The 17,488-nt window shown below is 72.1% G+C and carries 17 protein-coding genes; 8 read left to right on the top strand and 9 right to left on the bottom strand.

The window, feature by feature from the left end; all coding sequences use genetic code 11:
• Positions 1-72: 72 nt before the first annotated feature.
• The gene (locus tag HUT19_RS15435; RefSeq protein ID WP_176181050.1) at positions 73-1,581 is read left to right on the top strand and encodes an MFS transporter; all 1,509 of its coding nucleotides are present in this window, start codon (positions 73-75) and stop codon (positions 1,579-1,581) included.
• 120 nt (positions 1,582-1,701) lie between these two features.
• Here HUT19_RS15435 and HUT19_RS15430 read toward each other — a convergent pair whose 3' ends face one another.
• On the bottom strand, positions 1,702-2,916 hold the full coding sequence (locus tag HUT19_RS15430; protein WP_254885586.1) for an IS30 family transposase: 1,215 nt from the start codon (positions 2,914-2,916) through the stop codon (positions 1,702-1,704).
• 97 nt (positions 2,917-3,013) lie between these two features.
• Positions 3,014-3,538, bottom strand: a complete 525-nt coding sequence (locus HUT19_RS15425; RefSeq protein ID WP_176186911.1) for a MarR family winged helix-turn-helix transcriptional regulator — start codon at positions 3,536-3,538, stop codon at positions 3,014-3,016.
• 116 nt (positions 3,539-3,654) lie between these two features.
• Here HUT19_RS15425 and HUT19_RS15420 point away from each other — a divergent pair, with 116 nt between their 5' ends.
• Entirely contained in the window at positions 3,655-4,437 is a 783-nt protein-coding gene (locus tag HUT19_RS15420) for a dioxygenase (RefSeq protein WP_176181049.1), read from the top strand.
• A 47-nt stretch (positions 4,438-4,484) separates the two neighbouring features.
• Here HUT19_RS15420 and HUT19_RS15415 read toward each other — a convergent pair whose 3' ends face one another.
• Positions 4,485-5,606 carry a questin oxidase family protein gene (locus HUT19_RS15415; RefSeq protein WP_176181048.1) on the bottom strand — a complete coding sequence of 374 codons (1,122 nt, stop codon included), beginning with the start codon at positions 5,604-5,606 and terminating at the stop codon, positions 4,485-4,487.
• Between the two features lie 160 nt (positions 5,607-5,766).
• Positions 5,767-6,174 (bottom strand): hypothetical protein, encoded by a 408-nt coding sequence (locus tag HUT19_RS15410; RefSeq protein ID WP_176181047.1) that lies wholly within the window; start codon positions 6,172-6,174, stop codon positions 5,767-5,769.
• Between the two features lie 443 nt (positions 6,175-6,617).
• On the opposite strand from HUT19_RS15410, the gene HUT19_RS15405 reads away from it, so the two are divergent.
• Positions 6,618-7,619: an RNA polymerase sigma factor RpoD/SigA gene (locus tag HUT19_RS15405; protein ID WP_176181046.1), complete on the top strand. Its 1,002-nt coding sequence runs from the start codon at positions 6,618-6,620 to the stop codon at positions 7,617-7,619.
• Between the two features lie 148 nt (positions 7,620-7,767).
• Here HUT19_RS15405 and HUT19_RS15400 read toward each other — a convergent pair whose 3' ends face one another.
• Positions 7,768-8,505, bottom strand: a complete 738-nt coding sequence (locus HUT19_RS15400; RefSeq protein ID WP_176181045.1) for an SDR family NAD(P)-dependent oxidoreductase — start codon at positions 8,503-8,505, stop codon at positions 7,768-7,770.
• A 304-nt stretch (positions 8,506-8,809) separates the two neighbouring features.
• On the opposite strand from HUT19_RS15400, the gene HUT19_RS15395 reads away from it, so the two are divergent.
• From HUT19_RS15395 to HUT19_RS15385, 3 genes are all read left to right on the top strand, one after another.
• Positions 8,810-9,571, top strand: a complete 762-nt coding sequence (locus HUT19_RS15395; RefSeq protein WP_176181044.1) for a DeoR/GlpR family DNA-binding transcription regulator — start codon at positions 8,810-8,812, stop codon at positions 9,569-9,571.
• Entirely contained in the window at positions 9,568-10,512 is a 945-nt protein-coding gene (gene pfkB / locus HUT19_RS15390) for a 1-phosphofructokinase (RefSeq protein WP_176181043.1), read from the top strand. The genes HUT19_RS15395 and pfkB overlap by 4 nt, the downstream gene beginning before the upstream one ends.
• 87 nt (positions 10,513-10,599) lie before the next feature.
• Positions 10,600-12,699 carry a fructose-specific PTS transporter subunit EIIC gene (locus tag HUT19_RS15385; protein WP_176181042.1) on the top strand — a complete coding sequence of 700 codons (2,100 nt, stop codon included), beginning with the start codon at positions 10,600-10,602 and terminating at the stop codon, positions 12,697-12,699.
• On the opposite strand, the gene HUT19_RS15380 is transcribed toward HUT19_RS15385, so the two are convergent.
• Together HUT19_RS15380 and HUT19_RS15375 are read right to left on the bottom strand one after the other, a co-directional pair.
• Positions 12,689-13,702 carry an FAD-dependent oxidoreductase gene (locus HUT19_RS15380; protein ID WP_176181041.1) on the bottom strand — a complete coding sequence of 338 codons (1,014 nt, stop codon included), beginning with the start codon at positions 13,700-13,702 and terminating at the stop codon, positions 12,689-12,691. The genes HUT19_RS15385 and HUT19_RS15380 overlap by 11 nt on opposite strands.
• 109 nt (positions 13,703-13,811) lie before the next feature.
• Positions 13,812-14,957 (bottom strand): P1 family peptidase, encoded by a 1,146-nt coding sequence (locus HUT19_RS15375; protein ID WP_176181040.1) that lies wholly within the window; start codon positions 14,955-14,957, stop codon positions 13,812-13,814.
• A gap of 214 nt (positions 14,958-15,171) precedes the next feature.
• On the opposite strand from HUT19_RS15375, the gene HUT19_RS15370 reads away from it, so the two are divergent.
• A complete protein-coding gene (locus HUT19_RS15370; protein ID WP_303331904.1) occupies positions 15,172-15,714 on the top strand; it encodes an AMP-binding protein in 543 nt (180 codons plus the stop codon).
• 3 nt (positions 15,715-15,717) lie between these two features.
• On the top strand, positions 15,718-15,906 hold the full coding sequence (locus HUT19_RS15365) for a hypothetical protein (RefSeq protein WP_176181039.1): 189 nt from the start codon (positions 15,718-15,720) through the stop codon (positions 15,904-15,906).
• 7 nt (positions 15,907-15,913) lie between these two features.
• Here HUT19_RS15365 and mscL read toward each other — a convergent pair whose 3' ends face one another.
• Together mscL and HUT19_RS15355 are read right to left on the bottom strand one after the other, a co-directional pair.
• On the bottom strand, positions 15,914-16,354 hold the full coding sequence (gene mscL / locus HUT19_RS15360) for a large conductance mechanosensitive channel protein MscL (RefSeq protein ID WP_176186907.1): 441 nt from the start codon (positions 16,352-16,354) through the stop codon (positions 15,914-15,916).
• A 132-nt stretch (positions 16,355-16,486) separates the two neighbouring features.
• Positions 16,487-17,164: an RcpC/CpaB family pilus assembly protein gene (locus HUT19_RS15355; protein ID WP_176181038.1), complete on the bottom strand. Its 678-nt coding sequence runs from the start codon at positions 17,162-17,164 to the stop codon at positions 16,487-16,489.
• Positions 17,165-17,488: the final 324 nt, after the last annotated feature.

The raw sequence follows: 17,488 nt of genomic DNA, 5'->3' as shown, positions 1-17,488 counted from the left end.
GACCACACGTCGGTGATCACCGGCCCGTTCCGTCCCGTTTTTCACTCTCCGCACCGCTAGGTAGGCCCACTCATGCCTGAAACGGCTCCATACGTCGATCCCCGGCGCTGGAAAGCGCTGATATTCATCGCCATCGCCCAGCTGATGGTTGTCCTCGACGCGACCATCGTGAACATCGCGCTGCCCTCCGCCCAGGCCGACCTCCATATCTCGGACGGCAACCGGCAGTGGGTCATCACCGCGTACGCCCTCGCCTTCGGCGGACTGCTGCTGTTCGGCGGCCGGGTCGCTGACCTGTGGGGCCGCAAGCGGACCTTCATCGTCGGACTGGTGGGCTTCGCCGCGGCCTCGGCGCTGGGCGGCGCCGCGCTCAACAGCGGGGTGCTGATGGGCGCCCGGGCGCTTCAGGGTGTGTTCGGCGCGCTGCTCGCGCCCTCCGCGCTCTCGCTGCTCGCCGTGATGTTCACCGACGCCAAGGAGCGCGCCAAGGCGTTCGGCATCTTCGGCGCCATCGCGGGCGGTGGCGGCGCAGTCGGCCTGATCCTCGGCGGTGTGCTCACCGAGTACATGGACTGGCGCTGGACGTTCTTCGTGAACATCCCCTTCGCCGCCGTCGCCGCCGCTGGTGCGATCGCCGTGATCCGCGAGCCCATCGAGAGCCGCAATACATCCCGGCTGGACATCCCCGGCGTCATCCTGGCCACCACGGGCCTGGTCGCGCTGGTCTACGGGTTCACCCGCGCCGAATCCGACGGCTGGTCCGCGGGCTGGACCATCGGCCTGTTCATCGCGGCGGCCGTGCTGCTGACCGCGTTCGCGGTCGTCGAGTCCCAGGTGAAGGCTCCGCTGCTGCCGCTGCGGGTGGTCACCGACCGGAACCGCGGCGGTGTCTACGCCTCGCTGGGCCTGGCCATCATCGGCATGTTCGGTCTGTTCCTGTTCCTCACCTTCTATATGCAGATCGTCAAGGGATACAGCCCGGTCAAGACCGGTTTCGCCTTCCTGCCGATGATCTTCGGCATGATCGTCGGTTCCACCCAGATCGGCACCCGGCTGATGATCCGGGTCCCGGCCCGGCTGCTGATGGGTCCGGGCTTCGTGGTCGCCGCGATCGGCATGGTGATACTGACCCAGATCGAACTGGACACCTCGTACACCTGGCAGATCCTGCCCGCGTTCATCCTGCTCGGCCTCGGCATGGGTACGGCCTTCATGCCGGCGATGAGCCTGGCGACGCACGGCGTCCAGCCGCGTGACGCGGGTGTCGCCTCTGCGATGGTCAACACCTCGCAGCAGGTGGGCGGCGCCATCGGTACCGCGCTGCTGAACACCATCGCCGCCAGCGCCACCACCGACTACGCCAAGTCCCATCTGCTCAGTGCCCCCTCGCGCAAGGCGCTGGAGATGCAGGCCATGGTGCACGGCTACACCACCGCCATCTGGTGGGCGGTCGGCATCCTGGCGCTGGCGGCGCTGATCGCCTTCACCTTCATCAACGCGGGTCGGCAGGACGGCGGGGGTCCGGTCGCGAGCTCCGGCGAGGGTGCGGTCGAGGACGCCGTGCCGGTCATGGCGCACTGACGCATCTGACGCATCTGACGCACCCTGCCGTACGGCGGCACCGTCGCGCCGTACGGCGATGAAGGCCCCGCTCCCTTGAGGGCGGTTTCTAGGGGTCGTTGCAACACGTGGTCGTGTTGATCAGGCCGCGAGCAGTTTATGCAGGCGCTCGGCTGGGGTTTCCCAGCCGAGCGTTTTGCGTGGGCGGCGGTTGAGCTGGTCGGCGACGGCGGCCAGGTGCTCGGGGCCGTGGGCGGACAGGTCGGTGCCCTTGGGGAAGTACTGACGGAGCAGTCCGTTGGTGTTCTCGTTCGAGCCGCGCTGCCAGGGGCTGGCGGGGTCGCAGAAGTAGACCGGGATGTCGGTGGCGAGGGTGAACTCGCCGTGGCGGGCCATCTCGCTGCCCTGGTCCCAGGTCAGGGACCGTTTCAGCTGGGCGGGCAGGGTCTGGACTGTGGTTGTCAGCGCTCCCAGGACGGCCTCGGCGCCGTGGTCGCCGGGCAGATGCAGGAGCATGGCGTAGCGGGTCGCGCGTTCCACCAGGGTGCCGATCGCGGACTTCCCGTCCTTGCCGATGATCAGGTCGCCTTCCCAGTGGCCGGGCAGGGCCCGGTCCTCGGCCTCGGCGGGCCGTTCGCTGATCATCACCATCGGGGTGGTGAACCGCGGCTGGCGGCAGTTGGCCTGCTTCTGCGGCTTGCGGCGGGCCCGCCCCGAGCGCAGGGTGCCGGCGAGCTCGCGCCGTAGCCGGCCTCTGCCCTGGACGTAAAGGGCCTGGTAGACGGTCTCGTGGACCACGTGCATCTCCGGCCGGTCGGGGAACTGTGCCCGCAGAGCGTGGCATACCTGCTCCGGGCTCCACTTCTCGTCCAGCATCGCCTGGACGGCGGCCCGCAGCTCGGGGTTCTCGCTGATCTTCCGGCGCTTGGGGCGGGGCCGGCGGGCATCCGCGCGGGCCTGGGCCGCGTAGGGCCGGTACTGACCGCTGCCCGGGTGCCGGTTGCGGCGGATCTCCCGGCTGATCGTGGACGGACTGCGGCCCAGCTCGGCCGCGATCGCCCGGACCGTCGCCTTCTCACGCAGCCGGTCGGCGATGTGGATCCGGTCGGCCTCGCACAGGTACCGCGACGGCGCAGAAGGCGGCCCCACCGAGTTGATCGGTGGGGCCGCCTTGTTGCTGCCGGACACGCCGCGTCCGTAGCGCCAGCGTTTCCCGGTCCGCCGGTTGATCCCGACAATCCGGCACGCTTCCGTGTTGCTCACGCCCTGCTGCATGAGCCGGAAGTATGCCTCCCGCTCACGAGTGAGCTTCCTGGGTCCCTGCGGCTGCCGGTCCTCACGGATCTCGAAGTCCATGCCACCCCTTGAGCTGGGGTGTTGCAACGACTCCTAGAACCCAAGGAGGGAGTGGGGCCTTCGGGTGTTTCCGGGTCGGGAGGCGGGTGCGGGCGGCTCAGCGCAGCCAGGGCAGATCGGCGCCCTCCGGCTGGAGCCCCTCGCGGATGATCTGGCAGATGTCGCCGAACTGCTCGACCTGCTCGGGACTGAGCCGGTCGAAGATCGCGGTCCGTACGGCGGCGACATGGCCGGGCGCCGTCTGCTTCAGCACCTCGAACCCCTTGTCGGTGAGGACCGCGTTCTGCCCGCGCTTGTCGGAGGGGCAGTCCTCACGCCGCACCCAGCCGTCCTTCTCCATCCGCGCGATGGCGTGGGACAGCCGGGAGCGGGTGATCTTGGCGGCCTCGGCGAGCTCGGTCATCCGCAGTCTGTGGCGTGGCGCCCGGGAGAGCTTCACCAACAGGCCGTAGTAGACATGCGGCATCCCCGCGTCCCGCTGCAACTGGCGGTCGAGATGGTCCTCCAGGAGCATGCTCGCCTGCATGTACGCCTGCCAGGTGCGCTGTTCGTCTTCGGTCAGCCAGCGGGTCGCTTCGCCGTCTGCGTCTGCGTCTGCGTCTGCGGGGGTCGGGGTCTTCATGGCGTCCACGCGTTCATTGTACGGAGCATTCCTTGAACATTGAACAATTTGATGTTATCGTCCCTCCATTAGTTGAGACTTCAAGTTTCTGGATCGACCTGGATCGAGGAGTCATCGTGTCCGCGTCCGACGGGCGTATGCCCGCCCTCTATCTGAGCCATGGTGCCCCGCCCCTCGCCGACGATCCGGTCTGGCCGGGGCAGCTGGCCGCCTGGTCGGCGGAGCTTCCCCGGCCGAGAGCCATTCTCATGATCTCCGCCCACTGGGAGGAAGCGCCGCTGGCCATCGGGGCCACCCAACAGGTGCCGCTGGTCTACGACTTCTGGGGTTTCCCCGAGCACTACTACCGGGTGCGGTACGCGGCCCCCGGCGCCCCGGAGCTGGCCGAGCGCATCCGCGGGACGCTGCGCACGGCGGGTACCCCGGTGCGGGACATCCCCGACCGCGGACTCGACCACGGTGCGTATGTCCCGCTGGTCGAGATGTATCCGGAGGCCGATATCCCGGTACTCCAGGTGTCGATGCCGACGCTCGACCCGGGGAAGCTGATGGAGACCGGGAGGAAGCTGGCACCGCTGCGGGACGAGGGCGTGCTGATCGTCGGCAGCGGCTTCTTCACCCACAACCTGGCCGCGCTGCGGGACACCGGCCCGACGCCGCCCAGCTGGTCGGCCGAGTTCGACGACTGGGGGCAGCGCGCGCTGGAGGCACAGGACATCGACGCCCTGCTGGACTTCGAGTACACCTCCCCGGCGGGGCGGCTCGCGCATCCGCGCACCGAGCACTTCGCGCCGCTGTTCGTCACCTTGGGGGCCGCCGAGTCCGAACTCGGCAGTCAGCGCAGTGTGATCGACGGCTTCTGGATGGGACTGGCCAAGCGGTCGGTGCAGTTCGGCTGAGGCGACCATGGGCTCTTGGGGTTGTGGGCCGTGGGGGCTCTTGCGGGTTACGCCAGCGGTGAGTCGATGAGCGCGCAGGCGTGCAGGGCGGCGGCGAGGGCGGTTTCGTGATCCTCGCCGGTGGCGACGGCGTCGCGGGCGACATCGAGCGCGGTGTCGGTCAGCTTGATGGCGTGCTCGTCACCGTGTGCGGCGGCATGCGCGATGACCTCCTCTGGGGACACGTTCGCTCCTGCGGCCGCGGCCCCCTTGAGCGCGGCCCCTGCTGACGGCCGGGGGAGCGGCTGCGAGGGCCCGTACGCCGCCGTGACCGCGGCGCTCGCCGCCCAGGCCGCGTCCAGGCTCGGCGCCCACAGCTCGCGGGGGAGCGCGGGCAGCGTCCGCAGCACGGCGTTGGGCGCGGTCGCGGCATGGACCAGCATCACGGGCTCGCCGTGGCCATGGGTGAGATAGCGATGGGTCGCTGCCCGTACCAGCTGGGCCAGCCGGTCGCGTGCGGCGTCGGGGGCGGTGGCCGCGTCGGGGGCGGTGGCGCCCCGCTCCTGTTCCACGGGCCAGGCGGGGAACGCCGTGAGCTGCGGCAGCCGGTCCCGTATGCCACCGCTCTGGTCCGCGACGGGGGCCACGGCGGCCAGCGCGTCGGCCGCCGATCCGGACGCGGGCCCCGGCAGGCGGCCGAGCGGCGGCAGCGGTGCGTGGCGGGCCGCCCAGTAGCCGAGGGCATGGGCCAGTTCGGCGGTGCGGGGCGCGGTCGCGGTGCCGGGTGCGTCGAGCAGGGTGCGTACGGCGTGGCCGACACGGATCACCGGATGGGTGGCCCCGCCCGCGATCCCCGGCAGCAGCCGCGGCCACCACAGGGCGAGTACCTCCCGCCACGGCCGGTCGGCCAGCTCGTGGCCGAAGTACACGGTCCAGTCGGCGATATGGCGGGGATCGCCGAGTGCCTCCCGCCAGTTGTCCGCGGTGATCGGAGTGCGGGCGTCCGGCATCTCCTCCAGCTTGTCGCGGTAGTAGTCGAGCCAGCGGTGGACCGAGCGGCCCTGGCCGTGGCGCACCAGCGCCTCGACGGCCATCGGTCCGTGGTTGCTGAGCCAGCCGCGGCGCTCGGGGCCGGCGGTGTGCAGCCGTTCCAGCGCCTCGTCGAGTGTTCCAGAGGTGTCATCGGTCATACGGCCACGCTAGGAACAGGGGCGCGGGGGCCGGAACCGGCCGTGGACGTACCCGGTGCGGGTCCGCGGACCTACGTCGGAAAGCCGGGCGCGGGGCTGGTCCGCACCCCGGGGCCGGGGCCGGGGCCTGGATCCGGGCCGGGCTGCGGTGACAGGGCGCTCACTCGTCGCGTACGTGGAAGACGTAGAAGGCCGCGGCCCCCATGACCAGGCCCACTCCGAGCCCCATCCCCGAGGCCCGGTAGTTCGAGGCGCCGCTGATGTTGTAGAGGAAGCCGATCGCACAGCCGAAGACCGCGCCGTAGAGGGTCGCCCGGACCTCCGGCAGCAGCTTCGACTGCACTTTGCCGACGCCGTAGCAGACCGCCCCGAAGACGATCGCCGCCACGATGCCGAGGATGAAGGCCGCGGGTATGGAGGAGCCCTGGTTGTGGTCGATGAAGACCGCCCATCCGCCGATCAGGATCCCCAGGACGACCGGGACCACCCAGGAGGCGGAGGGGTGCAGCGGCGGGTGGAGCCGGGGATGGCGATGCTGACGTGCGGTGATGGCGGCAGGGCCATTCATGGCAGGACCTCCTCGTCGCCCGCCGGACCGGTCCCTTCCAGCGCACACCCGTACCTCACCACCGGCAACTCGGGCCCCGGCGCACCGCACCGCTTGCCCGCCCCGCGGCCGGCCCGGGGTCCGCGTGCGGTGCGCCCGCGGTCCGCTCGTGTACGACCCGGTCCCGCGGCATCCGTTCGGGCAACCGGAAACCCGGGAAATTCGTCCTCAAGGGTGGGAGGAAGTCACCGACGGCGCTGTTCGAGGCCCTGACCTGCGCTTCCCGGTGTTCGGACGCCACGCTGACGCGCCTGTGGCCGGACAGGGTACTGCATGATCGTAAAAAGGTGGGCGCGGCTTGGGAATTCTGTCCGGATTCCAGTCGTTGTTTCCATCGGACGGGGCACCCGGCAGGGGCAGGTCCGTCCATAGTCCGCGCCCGATCCATCTGTAAGGGAGCACGCATGGCAACCCGTGCCGTCGCCCGTCATCAGTCCGCCAGCGGTGGCGCTGATGGGGCCAACAGTGTTCGCGCCTCAGGCGGGGAAATCGCCGATCGCGACCTGGTCGGCATGTATCTCGACGAGATCGCTCGTACCCCGCTGCTGGACGCGGCGAAGGAGGTCGAGCTGTCCCAGTCCATCGAGGCGGGCGTCTACGCCCAGCAGATTCTGGACGGAGAGGTGGAGGACGCCGAAGCCGCCGGTGCGAGCCGTGAGGAGCTGGAGGCGATAGCCGCCGAGGGTGCCCGCGCCAAGGACGTCTTCATCCGCTCCAACCTGCGCCTGGTCGTAGCCGTGGCGCGTCGCTATCCGCGCAGTGGGCTGCCTCTCCTCGACCTGATCCAGGAGGGCAACGCGGGCCTGGTGCGCGCGGTGGAGAAGTTCGACTACACGAAGGGCTTCAAGTTCTCGACGTATGCGACGTGGTGGATCCGTCAGGCCATCACCCGCTCGATCGCGGATCAGTCCCGTACGATCCGGCTGCCCGTCCATCTGGTCGAGGAACTCGGCCGGATCCGCCGGGTGCAGCGGGAGTTCAACCGTGAGCACGGCCGGGAGCCGGAGCACGCGGAGATCGCCCATGAGCTCGGCTCCACGATGGAGCGGGTCTCGGATGTGCTCGACTGGGCCCGTGACCCGGTCAGTCTGAACATGTCGGTCGACGACGAGGGGGAGACCCAGTTCGGCGATCTGCTGGAGGACACCTCGGCGGTCTCGCCCGAGCAGTCGGTGATGACGCTGCTGCGGAGTGAGGAACTGGAGGACCTCATCGGCCGCCTGGACGACCGCACCGCCTCGATCATCAAGGCGCGCTACGGTATCGACGACGGCCGGGAGCGCACACTCACGGAGGTCGGCAAGCAGCACGGTCTGACGCGCGAGCGGATTCGCCAGATCGAGAAGCACGCGCTGCTCGAGCTGAAGAAGATGGCTCGCCAGACCGGTTTCGACGCCGCGGCGTGAGCCCGCTGCGGCGCTAGTCCGCCGTGGTGGAGAGCCCGGCCCTGTTGGATCCGCTGAATTCCTTCAACCCCATGGACCGAGCCCCGGCGCCCTCCCCCCCGGCGCCGGGGCTCACTCTGTGCCCGATGTGCTGGGCGGTGCGGTGTGATCAGGCGGCGAAGCCGCCGTCCACGGCGATCGACGCCCCGCTGATGTAGCTGCCGTCGTCGCTCGCGAGATGGGCCACGGTCGCGGCGATCTCCGACGGCTGCCCGTAGCGGCCCAGGGCGGTCAGACTGCTCTGCAGGGCGGCGCTCTCGCCGTCGGCCGGGTTCATATCGGTGTCGATCGGGCCGGGGTGCACCAGGTTGACCGTGATGCCGCGGGGGCCGAGCTCACGGGCCAGTGCCTTGGTGAGGCCGCTCTGCGCGGTCTTGCTGGTCGCGTAGAGGCTGCCGCCGGGGAAGGGGGTGTACTCGGTCATGCAGCTGCCGATGTTGATGATCCGTCCGCCGTCGGACAGCCGCTCCAGCGCCGCCTGGGCCATGAGGAACGGCGCCCGGACGTTGACGGCGAGCACGCGGTCGACATCCTCCAGGGACAGCTCGCCGATCGGGCCGAGGACTCCGGCACCCGCATTGTTGACCAGGATGTCGAGGCGGCCGAACTCGGCGGCGGCCCCGGCGACGGCGTCGCGCACCGCCTGCGCGTCGGCGCCGTCGGCCCGCACGGCCCAGGCCCGGCGGCCGAGCGCCTTGATCTGGTCGACCACATCCGCCGCGCGCTCGGCTTGGGAGTTGTAGGTCAGCGCGACATCGGCGCCGTCCTGGGCGAGCCGCAGCGCCACGGCCCTGCCGATACCACGACTGCCCCCGGTGACCAGGGCGGCCTTGCCGTCGAGTGTCATGTCATCTCCATGATCGCTTTTATGGGGAATGTGTTGGAAGCCCCGGTTCGAGGTGATCCCGGGGGCATGACTCGATCCTGGCCGCCCGTGCACGGGAAGTCCGGCGGCATTCGGACACGGTGCTGGGCGGGCCCGGCGGCACGTGCGTGGCGTGCGTGGTGGGCATGCCGGGCGGGATCGGTTTGTGCTGTAACTGTGTCCGGGCACGTCTGTTTCGTGCCCGAGTCTGTTTACTTTCCGGAACTGGCACCGTAATCTGGCCCGCGAAATCACAGGTTCGGGCATCGAAGGGGCGTAAACCCACATGTACGCACCGGAGCGGCAGCAGGAGATCCTCCGGCTCGCCCGCGAGAGTGGACGGGTGGATGTCCTGTCCCTCGCCGAGGAGTTCCAGGTCACCGCCGAGACCGTACGGCGCGATCTGCGGGCGCTGGACCGGGCGGGGCTCGTCCGCCGGGTGCACGGGGGTGCCATCCCTGCCGGACGCCTCGACTTCGAGCCCGATCTCGCCGAGCGCGAGGGGACCGCCGCCGACGAGAAGGACCGCATCGCGCGGGCCGCCCTTGCCGAACTGCCCTCCGACGGCAGCGTGATCATCGACGCGGGCTCGACGGCGGCCCGATTCGCCGCCGCCTTTCCGCTGGAGGCCGGGCTCACCGTCGTCACCCACGCCCTGCCGATCGCGGCACGCCTCGCCGACCACCCCGGTATCGCCCTGCACCTCGTCGGCGGCCGGGTCCGTCACCGCACCCGCGCCGCCGTGGACGCCTGGGCGCTGCGCGGCTACGGCGAGATCAAGGCCGATGTGCTCTTCCTGGCCACGAACGGCTTCTCGCTCGACGGCGGGCTGACCACCCCCGACCTCGCGGAGGCCGCCGTCAAGCGCGCGATGATCGCCGCCGCCCGGCGGGTCGTCCTGCTGGCGGACTCCGCCAAGTTCGGCCAGGAGCACTTCGCCCGGTTCGGAGACCTCGGCCATGTGGATCTGCTGATCACGGACACCGGACTGAGCCCGCAGGACGCGCTCGCCATCGAGCACCGGGGCACGGAAGTGGCCCGCGCATGATCCTCACCGTCACCCCCAACCCCAGCCTGGACCGCACCTACGAGATCCCGGCGCTGGAGCGCGGTGCGGTGCTGCGCGCCACCACCGACCGGGTCGACCCCGGCGGCAAGGGCGTCAACGTCTCGCGCGCGGTGGCCGCCGCCGGGCGGCGCACGGTCGCGGTGCTGCCGCTCGGCGGACCGGAGGGCGCGCTGCTGGCGCGGCTGCTCGGGGAGTTGGGCATCGAGGCGGCGGGTGTGCCGGTGACGGGCTCGACCCGGATCAATGTCGCCGTCGCCGAGCCGGACGGCACCCTCACCAAGGTCAACGCGGGCGGGCCCGAACTGACCGGCGCCGAGGCGGAGGCGGTGCTCGAGGCGGTGCGGACGAAAAGCGCCGACGCCGACTGGATCGCCTGCTGCGGCAGCCTTCCGCGCGGGCTCGCCCCCGAGTGGTACGCCGAACTCGTCGCCCGCGCCCATCGGGCGGGCGCCCGGATCGCCCTGGACACCTCCGGTCCCTCGCTGACCGCGGCGCTGCGCGAACGCCCGGACGTGGTGAAGCCCAACGCCGAGGAACTGGCCCAGGCCGTGGGCCGCCCGCTGGCCACTGTCGGCGAGGCGGTCAAGGCGGCAGAAGAACTGCGCGGGCTGGGCGCCCGCGCCGTACTGGCCAGCCTGGGCGCCGACGGACAGTTGCTGGTCGACGGGACCGGCGCCTACTTCGGCGCGGCCCGCGTCGCCACGGTTCGCAGCAACGTCGGAGCGGGCGATGCCTCGCTCGCCGGATTTCTCGCGGCGGGCGGCGCCGGACCCGTCGCGCTCGCCGCGGCGGTGGCCCATGGCGCGGCCGCCGTGCAGCTGCCGGGCAGCGCCATGCCGACCCCGGCCGATCTCGATCCGTCCGCCGTCCTGACCACGGCGGACGTCCCGCTGGACCGCGCGCTCACGGAGCCCGTGTGACCGGCCCGCCCCACTCCCACCCCCCGTCCCCACTCCGTTCCGCCCCTCCCCGACACCGGGCGGAACCGCACCCAAGGGAGCCGCGAGATGCGTGAGCTGATCACCGCGGATCTGGTCGACCTTGACCTGTCCGCCGATACCAAGGAAGCCGCCGCCCGGTCGCTCGCCGCACGCATGGCCGCGGCCGGACGGGTCACCGACCTCGACGGGTTTCTCGCCGACGTGGCGGCGCGCGAGGAGCAGATGCCGACCGGCCTGGACGGCGGCATCGGCATACCCCACTGCCGCAGCGAACATGTCACCGAGCCCACACTCGCCTTCGGGCGCAGCGCGGCCCGGATCGACTTCGGCGCACCGGACGGACCGGCTGATCTGATCTTCCTGATCGCGGCCCCGGCGGGGGCGGACAGCGACCATCTGAGCATTCTGTCCAGCCTCGCGCGGTCGCTGATGGACACCGCGTTCACCGACGCACTGCGCTCGGCGGACGAGCCGGAGCGGGTGGCCGCCCTGATCCGCAGGGACGGGCGGACGGAGGCCCCCGGGGAGGCGGCCCAGGCCACGACCGCGACCGGGACGCCGCGGGCGGCCGCGACCGGGACGCCGCGGGCAACCGCGACCGGGACGCCGCGGGCGACCGTCACGGAGCCGCAGGCGCCGGCCGCCCCGTTCCGGATCGTCGCCGTGACCTCGTGCCCCACCGGAATCGCCCACACCTACATGGCCGCCGAGTCCCTGGAGAGGGCCGCGGCCGAGGCGGGTGCCGAGCTGGTGGTCGAGACCCAGGGGTCCGCCGGGTTCGACAGGCTCCCGGCCGCCACGATCGCCGCCGCCGACGCGGTGATCTTCGCGCATGACGTGGAGGTGCGGGACAAGGGCCGGTTCGCCGGAAAGCCGACCGTGGACGTCGGGGTGAAGGCGGGCATCAACCGCCCGGCGGAGCTGGTCGCCGAGGCACGGGAGAAGGCCGCGCGCGGCGAGACGAGCGCACCGGCCGATGGCCCGGAGCAGGGCTCGGCCCCGATGGACGCGGGCGCCGCCGCCGGTGACGGTTTCGGCACCCGGCTGCGCACCTGGCTGATGACGGGCGTGAGTTACATGGTCCCGTTCGTCGCCGCGGGCGGTCTGCTGATCGCCCTCGCCTTCGCGATCGGCGGCTACGAGATCGCCAGTGCCAAGTCGGTGGCCGACCACTTCGTCTGGACCGAGACGGCCAGCTGGGCGGCGCTGCTCTTCCAGGTCGGCGGTGCCGCCTTCACCTTCCTGGTGCCGGTCCTGGCGGGCTACATCGCCTATGGCATGGCCGACCGGCCCGGTCTGGTCCCCGGCTTCGTCGGCGGTTTCATCGCGACCACCATCAAGGCCGGCTTCCTCGGCGGCCTTGTCGCGGGACTGATCGCGGGCGCGGTGGTGATGGGCATCCAGCGGTTCTCGGTGCCTGGTGCGCTGCGCGGCATCATGCCGGTGGTCGTGATCCCGCTGATCTCGTCGGCGGTCGTCGGGTCCCTGATGTTCGTGGTGATCGGCAAGCCCATCGCCTCCGCACAGCAGTCGATGACCGACTGGCTCAACAGCCTCTCCGGTGCCAACGCCGTCATCCTCGGCGTGATCCTGGGCCTGATGATGTGCTTCGACCTGGGCGGCCCGGTCAACAAGGTCGCCTACGCCTTCGCCACGGGCGGTATCGCGGCCTCGGACCCCTCCACCGGCAGCCTCAAGATCATGGCCGCGGTGATGGCGGCCGGGATGGTGCCCCCGCTGGCGATGGCACTGGCCACCACCGTGCGCGGACGGCTGTTCACCAAGGCGGAGCGGGAGAACGGCAAGGCCGCCTGGGTGTTGGGCGCCTCCTTCATCAGCGAGGGCGCGATCCCGTTCGCCGCGGCGGACCCGCTGCGCGTCATTCCCTCGGCCATGGCGGGCGGTGCGGTCACCGGTGCGCTGTCGATGGCCTTCGACTGCACCCTGCGCGCCCCGCACGGCGGCATCTTCGTGGTCCCGCTGATCGGTCGGCCGTTCCTCTACCTGCTGGCCATCGTGGCCGGTACGGCGGTCTCGACCGGACTGGTCATCTTCCTCAAGGGGCTGCGGAAGACCGCACGGCCGGAGGCGGATAGGGTCCCGGCCGCCGGACGGGCCGAGTCGGGCGCCACCGGGGACGAGTCGAAGGCGGCGGTCACGGTCTGACCGCATCTCCGTCACCCCCCGTGCGGTCCGGCGCCGCGGTGCCGAGGTCCACGGGCAGGCCGCGCGAGGCGTAGTAGGCGCCGAGCGCGGCCTCACCGCCCGACCCCATGGCGGTGGCGATCCGCTGGAAGCGGGCCGAGCGCAGATCACCCGCGGTGAACACCCGGGGGTGCTGGCGAGCGGGCGGACAGTAGCCGGACCCGTCGGTGGCAACGGCCCCTGTCGGGAGCGCAGGCGCGCTGCCCAGGTTGAGATATCCGCGATCGGCCCTGAGAGTGTGCCGCTCGCCCGCCACGGTGAGGGCCTCGGCGGTGAGCCCCTCGCGCCCGGGCGCGCTCCCGGGCGCCAACTCCAGCCTCCGCACCGCCACCAGCTCCACCCGCGGGTCCTGGCCGATCTCCTCGGTCTTGTACGCGTCCTCGGGCGGATAGCCGACCAGGAAGCGGACGTTCAGCTCCGGATGGGCCCGTGCACAGGTGCCCAGCGGCCGGTCCGCGCCGAGGACGAGCACGGTGCGGTCGGCCAGCTCCGCCGGATCCGCCTCCCACAGCGGAGACAGCCCCCGGCCTTCGGCACCGCTCAGCCAGCCGGCGCCCTCGGGCCCCATGGGCCCGACTCCGGTGGCCACGACCGCATACGACGCCGTCAGCCGTGTGGCGCCCGCAGGGGCCTTCGCGGGCCGGGGCGGGGAGGTGCCCACCGCCCCGTTCGCGGGCTCGAACGTGATCGCCACATGGTCGTCGAACGCTTCGACCCGCGTGGCGCGCCGCCCCAACTCGACCCGGCACGGAGCGCAGCGCGCGATATCCGTCTCGATCGCCGCCGCCAGCCCGGGGCCGGTGGTGAAACCGAGAACATTGCGCACCACGGGGATGCGCCGCAGCCCACCGCACAGGGCCTCGCCGGACTCCACCAGCACCGAGCGCATCCCGACGCTCGCCGCCATCACGGCGGCCGCGCAGCCCGCCGGACCGCCGCCGACGATCAGCAGATCGGTATCCATGGCCGTCGTCTCCCCCTCATATCCCGGTTGCCTGTCCCCTCATCGCTTCCCAACCCTCCGCATCGCGTCTCAACCCTCCGCATCGCGTCTCAACCCTCCGCATCGCGTCTCAACCCTCCGCTCCGTACAGCTCGCGGTACGCGGGGAAGACACCACCCGGTCCGTCCACCCCCTCCGCCGCCAGCACCGCCTTGACCACCGCCCGCGTCAGGACGTCCGCCCCGGAAGCCAGCACCTCGTTCAGCGCGCCGCTCTCCCGGTGCACCGCGAACGCCGGGTCCGCGCCCTCCTCGCCGCGCTCCGGCACCAGCGGGCGGCCACCCGTGGCCAGGGCGAACACGGTGTCCCCGTCGGACAGCAGATGCACCGGCCGGACCGCCCTCGCCAGACCGTCGTGCGCGGTGCCCGCCAGCTTCTGCGCCTGGGCACGGGTGAGGACGGCGTCGGTGGCCACCACGGCCAGCGTGGTGTTCAACGGCGGCAGCACCGAGGCGGCCTGGCGCCGCTCCGACTCGGCCCGCGCCGCCGCCAGCCTGCGCAGCGCCTCGGCGTGCTCGGCCTCGCCCGGCCGGTGTGGCCCGCCCCCGGCCGACGGCTCGTAACCCTCCCCGTACAGCACGCCCGTCCGCGGATCCACCGCCGAACCCGCCGCGTTGACCGCCGCCAGGGCGGCCACCGTGAGGCCGGACGGCAGTACCACGGAGGCCGAGCCGATGCCGCCCTTCAGACCACCGGCCACCGCACCCGTACCGGCCCCGACGCTGCCCTGCGCGACCGGCGATCCCGGCTCGGAACCCGCCGCGGCCTCGGCCGCCTCCCGGCCCAGCGCCGCCCCTGGCCGGGCCTTCCAGTCCCCACCCCGGCCCAGGTCGAAGAGGGCGGCGGCCGGAACCACCGGGACGACCTGTGAGGGATCGGGGCCGACCCGGAAGCCGCGGCCCCGCTCCTCCAGCCACTCGGCCACCCCCGAGGCGCTGTCCAGACCGAAGGCGCTGCCCCCTGTCAGCACAACGGCATCGACGCGCTGAACGAGATTGCGTGGGTCGAGGGCGTCGGTCTCCCGGGTGCCCGGGCCGCCGCCCCGCACATCGACCGCGGCCACCGCACCCCCTTCGGGAGCCAGCACCACGGTCGTGCCGGTCAGCCAACCGCGGCCGATGCGCTGGGCATGGCCGACCCGCAGCCCATGGACGTCCGTCAGCGCATCGGCCCGGCCGGTGCGGGGGGATCCGGGGATTGTCCCGTCGGTGTTCATGGAAGGTATGCGTAGCACGGGACGCCAGGGAACGGGCCATGGCAGGGGCGGGGAGTGAGGCGCGCGCCGGGCCGGGTGGGATGCTTCCGGGAGCGGCGCCACGAGATGGGCCCGGGGCCGATACGCCGTCATATACAGGACGTTCATCAGACGTTGATGCCCCACCAGCAGTCTGAGCGGTATCCCGTCCGTACCCGCCCGAAAGAAGACCGACGTGCCCCGTACCTCTCGGACGGAGGTGCTCCCGACTCTGGCCGCCGACACCCGGCAGGCCGCCCGGGTGGCCCTCCGCTGGATCAGCGAGCCGGACTGCACCGAGGAGCTCACCCATGCGGAGCTGCTCGACCAGGCGGCCAGGGCCGCGGCCGCCCTCACCCGGCTCGGGATCCGCGCCGGTGACCGGGTGGCGGTCCATCTGCCGCTGGTGCCCGAGTCCGTGATCGCCACGCTTGCCTGCGGCCGTCTCGATGTCGTTCGTGTCAGCCTCCCGGTGGGGCTGCGCCCGCATGAACTGCGCAACCGGATCAGGGAGGCGGGGGCCAGGGTTGTCATCACCGCGGACGGCGAGCAGCGCCGTGGCGAGGCGAAGGCGCTCAAGCAGATCGTCGACCGGGCGCTGACCGGCTGCCCGGAGGTGCGCTCGGTGCTGGTGGTGCACCGGCTCGCCCGCCCGGTGTCCTGGAAGTCCGGCCGGGACCGGTGGTGGCACGAGGAGCTGGGGCGGTACACCGAGCCGCTGGCCCGGCCGTACTCTTGAGGCATGAGCACCGCCCCTGCCCCCGGACCGCGCGATCCGGCAGCCGCGCTGATCTTTGGTGATCCACTGGCGCAGCCGTCGCCGGACGACACGGACCGCGGGTGGGGTGAGCGGACTCCTGGCGGCGACGGCGCCGACTGCGCCGCGGATCTGGCGCGGTTCCTCGACGAGAAACCGCCCCACCACCTCTGACGCGCGGCTAGGCGCCGCTGCCGCGCTGGGCCACCAGCTCGTCGCGTATCTCGCGGAGCAGGGTGATCTCGGCGGCCTCCACCGCGGCCTGCTCCTCCTCCGCCTGCGCCTCCCGGGCGGCCTTCCGCGCCAGATAGCGCGACATCGGCAGCACCATCAGGAAGTACACCACCGCCGCTGTGATCAGGAAGGTGAGCACGGCCGAGAGCACGGTGCCCCACATGAGCGGGATGCCGTGGACGACCTCGCCCGCGGCGTTCGTCTCGCAGGGCGCCTTCAGGCACGAGCGGTACTTCTCCAGGTCCTTCGTGCCGAAGGCTCCGACGATGGGATTGATCAGGCCCTTCACGATGGAGTTCACAACGGCGGTGAAGGCGGCTCCGATGACAACCGCGACAGCCAGGTCGATCACATTGCCGCGCATCAGGAAGGCCTTGAAGCCTTCCATGACGCTCTGCTTCTCCTCGGTCACCTTCTCCTGACTCAAGCCACAGCCTCTCTTTCGCCGCATGGGTGCTGGAGCGGACGGTTCCGCAACCTACACCGGGGCGGACCAGGGGCAAGAGCCCAGGAGGGGTCATCAGGATCGGCACAGCGTCACCGCCAGCCGGGAACTGGCCGCGGCACCGGCCAGCGCCGCGGCGGTCGCCCGGGGAACGGTCAGCACAACCAGCGCCCCGCCGCCGTCCGGCGGCTCAGCCCCGTAGGCCCCGTCTTCGTCCACCCCGGCGGCGTCCGCCGCCCCGCGGGCCCCGCCCTCCTCCGTCCCGCTCGCGTCCACCGCCGCACTCCCGCGGGCCCCGCTCTCGCCCGCCCCGGGCACCTCGGCGACCCGTACCCCGGGCGCGACCACCCGCGCAGGGGCGCCGGACCCGCGGCCCGAAGCCGCGCTCGGCAGGGGCATGGCCAGCACATCCACCCGGTCGCCCGGGTGCAGCAGCTCCACCGCCGCCGCGTCGGCGATCCGGACCGGAGCCGCCACCATGGCGGGCCGTGTACCGCCCCGGCGGCCGCCGTCCTCCGAGGCGGGCACCGGCGCGGGCGCCCCGCCCCCGTGCCCCGGACCGGGCGGTGCCGCGGCAGCGAGCGCCGCGGCGGTCAGCGCGAGACCGGCCGCCATCGGGCGTCTGCGCCGCCGCACCGCCCGCCGCAGCCGATGGCCGCCGTCCCGCCCGATCCGGACCGGGGCGAAACCGGGAACCGTGCTCAGCGGGGGAGCGGAGCGGGGTAACGCGAGTGCGGGGGACGGATGGGACATGGCACATCACCGCCTGGTGTGAAGGGTCCGGAGCTTCCGGCCCCTTCACGATGCCCGTCCCCGCCCGAACCCGCTCGGGCCTGTGGACGGCCAAGCGGACTGTGCACAACTCGGTCACCCGTTCGAGCGATGTCCTGCCCCAGGTGTCGAGCGACATCCCGTCCCGAGTGACGCCCCGCCTCCGGGTGTCGAGCGATGCCCCGCCCCCAGGCGCCAGCCACGCCCTGCCCCAGGCGCCAGCCACGTCCCGCCCCCAGGCGTCAGCCACGTCCCGCCCCCAGGCGTCAGCCACGCCCTGCCCCAGGCGCCAGCCCCGCCCCGCCC

The organism is Streptomyces sp. NA02950, assembly GCF_013364155.1.
Taxonomy (GTDB): Bacteria; Actinomycetota; Actinomycetes; order Streptomycetales; family Streptomycetaceae; genus Streptomyces.
The sequence above is the reverse complement of the archived record's forward strand: the minus strand, read 5'-3'. Positions and strand labels throughout refer to the sequence as shown.

What these genes read in the sequence shown, in the direction of transcription:
- HUT19_RS15355 (WP_176181038.1), bottom strand. Translation starts at nt 17,164, where the DNA reads ATGTCCCATCCGTCCCCCGCACTCGCGTTACCCCGCTCCGCTCCCCCG.
- HUT19_RS15430 (WP_254885586.1), bottom strand. Translation starts at nt 2,916, where the DNA reads ATGGACTTCGAGATCCGTGAGGACCGGCAGCCGCAGGGACCCAGGAAG.
- HUT19_RS15380 (WP_176181041.1), bottom strand. Translation starts at nt 13,702, where the DNA reads ATGGATACCGATCTGCTGATCGTCGGCGGCGGTCCGGCGGGCTGCGCG.
- HUT19_RS15400 (WP_176181045.1), bottom strand. Translation starts at nt 8,505, where the DNA reads ATGACACTCGACGGCAAGGCCGCCCTGGTCACCGGGGGCAGTCGTGGT.
- HUT19_RS15435 (WP_176181050.1), top strand. Translation starts at nt 73, where the DNA reads ATGCCTGAAACGGCTCCATACGTCGATCCCCGGCGCTGGAAAGCGCTG.
- pfkB (WP_176181043.1), top strand. Translation starts at nt 9,568, where the DNA reads ATGATCCTCACCGTCACCCCCAACCCCAGCCTGGACCGCACCTACGAG.
- HUT19_RS15385 (WP_176181042.1), top strand. Translation starts at nt 10,600, where the DNA reads ATGCGTGAGCTGATCACCGCGGATCTGGTCGACCTTGACCTGTCCGCC.
- HUT19_RS15415 (WP_176181048.1), bottom strand. Translation starts at nt 5,606, where the DNA reads ATGACCGATGACACCTCTGGAACACTCGACGAGGCGCTGGAACGGCTG.
- HUT19_RS15410 (WP_176181047.1), bottom strand. Translation starts at nt 6,174, where the DNA reads ATGAATGGCCCTGCCGCCATCACCGCACGTCAGCATCGCCATCCCCGG.
- HUT19_RS15405 (WP_176181046.1), top strand. Translation starts at nt 6,618, where the DNA reads ATGGCAACCCGTGCCGTCGCCCGTCATCAGTCCGCCAGCGGTGGCGCT.
- mscL (WP_176186907.1), bottom strand. Translation starts at nt 16,354, where the DNA reads ATGGAAGGCTTCAAGGCCTTCCTGATGCGCGGCAATGTGATCGACCTG.
- HUT19_RS15425 (WP_176186911.1), bottom strand. Translation starts at nt 3,538, where the DNA reads ATGAAGACCCCGACCCCCGCAGACGCAGACGCAGACGCAGACGGCGAA.
- HUT19_RS15395 (WP_176181044.1), top strand. Translation starts at nt 8,810, where the DNA reads ATGTACGCACCGGAGCGGCAGCAGGAGATCCTCCGGCTCGCCCGCGAG.
- HUT19_RS15375 (WP_176181040.1), bottom strand. Translation starts at nt 14,957, where the DNA reads ATGAACACCGACGGGACAATCCCCGGATCCCCCCGCACCGGCCGGGCC.
- HUT19_RS15365 (WP_176181039.1), top strand. Translation starts at nt 15,718, where the DNA reads ATGAGCACCGCCCCTGCCCCCGGACCGCGCGATCCGGCAGCCGCGCTG.